Source organism: Streptomyces sp. KLMMK, from assembly GCF_036961605.1.
Lineage (GTDB): Bacteria > Actinomycetota > Actinomycetes > Streptomycetales > Streptomycetaceae > Streptomyces > Streptomyces telluris.
The window spans coordinates 1-3406 of sequence record NZ_JBAMDC010000554.1 but is presented as its reverse complement, the minus strand read 5'-3'; the positions used below and the strand labels follow the sequence as shown (position 1 = coordinate 3406).

The following is a 3406-nucleotide window of genomic DNA, read 5'->3' as shown; positions in this document are numbered from 1 at the left end:
CGGGCACGCACGGCGTCGGCCCGCAGCCGGGCAGTTCCGTCCTCCTGGAGGGGCGGGACGTGCCGTCCTCGGGGGTGCGGGTCACCGTGCGGCCCGACGGCACGGTCCTCCTCCACACCGGTGAGCAGGACGCGCACGTCGCGCTGTCCCTGCCCGTTCCGCCGCCCGACCGGCCGCGCGCCGACGCGACCCCGCTGCCGCCGGCGCCGCCGGGCGACCTCCCCGATCCGGACGCCGACACGGCCGAGCCGCTCCCGCCGGGATGGTGCGTGTGGCCGCTGGGCGGCGAGCTCGCCCTCGGGGAGTTCCTGCTGCGGGTGGCCGAGCCGACCGAGGCGGACGCCGCGCTCGCGGTGTCCGCGGACGGCGCCCACCTGGACTTCAACCGGCCGCCGCGCATCGTCCCGCCCGTGCAGCCGGAGCGCTTCGTCCTGCCGGGTCCGCCCGTCCCGCCCGCCCACCGGGCGATCCCGCTGCTGATGGTGCTGTCGCCCCTGGTCATGGGCATCGGCATGGTCGTCTTCCTCAAGTCGTACTACTACCTGGTGTTCGGGCTGTTCAGCCCGGTGCTGGCGCTGGCGAACCACTGGAGCGGCAAGCGGAGCGGCTGGCGCGACTACGTGGCCGCCGCCGCCAGTTACCGGACGCGCCGGGCCTCGCTGGAGGAGGACGTCAAGGCCAAGGTGGACCGCGAGCGCGCGCTGCGGACCGAGGCGGCCCCGGATCCCGCGACCGCGGGCCTGTGGGCCGTCGGCCCGGGCGCCCGGCTCTGGGAGCGCCAGCGTTCGCACGCCGACCATCTCCACCTGCGCGTCGGCACCGTCCGGCAGCCGTCCCTGCTCACCATCGACGACGCCGCGCGCGAGGACAACCACCGCTCCGTCCACTGGGACATCCCCGACATGCCGGTCGGGGTGGACCTGGTGGGCGACGGGGTGCTCGGCATCGCCGGTGAGCGCGAGGCCACCGCGGCCCTGGCCCGCTGGGCCGTCGCCCAGGCGGCGATCCTGCACAGCCCGCGCGATGTGCGGATCACCGTGCTGACGGACGCTGCAGGCGCGGCCGGCTGGGAGTGGGTGCGCTGGCTGCCGCATGCCCGCCCGGGTCAGGGCGGCGTGTCCGCCCCGGCCGCGGGCGGGCCGGCGGTGACCCTCGGCAACGACCCCGAGACCGTCGCCGCCCGGGTCACCGAGCTCGTCTCGGCCGTCCGCTCCCGCAGCCGCGCCCGGGAGTCCGGGCTGAGCGGGACGCTGATCGCCGAACCCGACCTGCTCGTCGTCCTCGACGGGGCGCGCCTGCTGCGCGACGTCCCCGGCATGATCCAGGTTCTCAAGGAGGGGCCCGCCGTGCGGGTCTTCCTGATCTGCGTCGACCGCGAGGAGCGGATGCTCCCGGAGGAGTGCGTGTCTGTCTGCTCCGTCGGTGCCCGCGAACTCACGCTGCGCCGCACGGGCAGGACCGATGTGACCACGGCCCGCCCGGACCTGGTCGACGCCGAGTGGTGCGAGCGGATCGCCCGGGCCCTGGCGCCCGTGCGCGACGTGACCCCCGACGGCTCGGACGGCCTCCCCGGCGAGGTCGGGCTGCTCCGGCTGCTCGGCCTCGAACCGCCCCACGGGGACGAGTTCGTGCGCAGGTGGGGGCAGCAGCCCGCGTCCACGAACATGCTGCTGGGCTCCGGCTACTCCGGGCCCGTCGCCTTCGACCTCGTCAAGGACGGCCCGCACGCCCTGATCGCGGGGACCACGGGCGCGGGCAAGTCCGAGCTGCTCCAGACGCTGGTGGCCACCCTCGCCGCGGCCAACCGGCCGGACGAGATGACCTTCGTGCTGGTCGACTACAAGGGCGGGAGCGCCTTCAAGGACTGCGTGCGGCTGCCGCACACCCTCGGCATGGTCACCGACCTGGACAGCCACCTCGTCGAGCGCGCCCTCACCTCGCTGGGCGCCGAGCTGCTCCGGCGCGAGCACGTCCTCGCGGCGGCCGGCGCCAAGGACCACGCCGAGTACCGGGCGATGCGGCGGCGGAACGCCTCCCTCGCACCGCTGCCCCGGCTGGTCCTGGTCATCGACGAGTTCGCCACGCTCGCCCGGGACGTGCAGGAGTTCATCCCGGGGCTGGTCTCCATCGCCCAGCGGGGCCGTTCCCTCGGCATCCACCTGGTGCTGGCGACGCAGCGGCCCGCCGGAGTGGTCACCGCCGACATCCGGGCCAACACCAACCTGCGGATCTCGCTGCGCGTCACCGACGCCGCGGACAGCCAGGACGTCCTGGAGGTCAACGACGCCGTCGGCATCTCCGCCGGCACGCCCGGCCGGGCGCTGGCCCGGATCGGGCACCGGTCGGTCCTGCCGTTCCAGACCGCGTACGCGGGCACGCCGCGCGAGGCCGGACCGGCGGCGGAGGCCGGTCCGGTCCCGGTGCAGGCGGAACGTCCCGTCACTGCCGCCGACATCCGGGCGACGGACGTGACGTGGGCGCAGCTCGGGCGCCCGGCGCCCGCACCGGGGCCGGAGCGCGCCGCGGAGGACGACCCGGGTCTCCTGGACGACCCCTCGGCCCCGACCGATCTGACCGCGCTCGTCGAGGCCGTCCAGGAGGCCGCCACGGCCCTCGGCATCCCGCAGCAGCCGAGCCCGTGGCTGCCGCCGCTGCCGCACCGGCTCACCCTGGACGACCTGGACGACCTGACAGACCGGTCCGGTCCCGCGAGGCTTCCCGACGGGTACCTCGCCCCGGTCCCGTGGGCGCTGGCCGACCTTCCGGGCGCCCAGTGCCAGGAGGCCCTGGAGCTGGACCTCAACACCTTCGGCCACCTCTACGTCGTCGGAACGCCCCGCTCGGGCCGGACCCAGGTGCTGCGCACCCTCGCCGGGGCGCTGGCCCGCCGGCACTCCACGGCGGACGTGCACCTGTACGGGATCGACGCGGGGGGCGGCGCGCTCGCCGCCCTGAACCCGCTGCCGCACTGCGGGGCCGTGGTGCCGCGCGCCGACCTGGAGCGCATCGGCCGCCTGCTGGCCCGGCTCATGGCCGAGACGGCCCGCCGTCAGGATCTGCTGGCCGCGCACGGCGCCTCCGGCCTCGCCGAACTGCGGTCGCTGCTGCGGCCGGAGGACCGTCCGGCGCATGTGATGGTCCTCGTCGACGGCTGGGACTCGCTGGTCGCCCTCCTCGGCGACCACGACGGCGGCCGTTACGTCCACGAGCTGACCGCCCTCATCCGCGAGGGCGCGCCCCTGGGCATCCACGTGGTCGCCACCTCGGAGCGGGCCCTGCTCACCGGCAAGGCCGCCGCGCTCAACGACGACCGGCTGCTGCTCCGGCTGACCGACCGCACCGAGTACACCCTCGCGGGCGTGGCGGCCAGGCGGATCCCCGAGCTGGTGCCGCCGGGCCGGGGCTG

General features: G+C 76.0%; 1 protein-coding gene. It reads left to right on the top strand.

The features are described 5' to 3' along the window. Window positions 1-3406, top strand: a 3406-nt coding sequence (locus tag V7793_RS35415) for an FtsK/SpoIIIE domain-containing protein (protein WP_336013788.1), incomplete at both ends; no start/stop codon positions are given.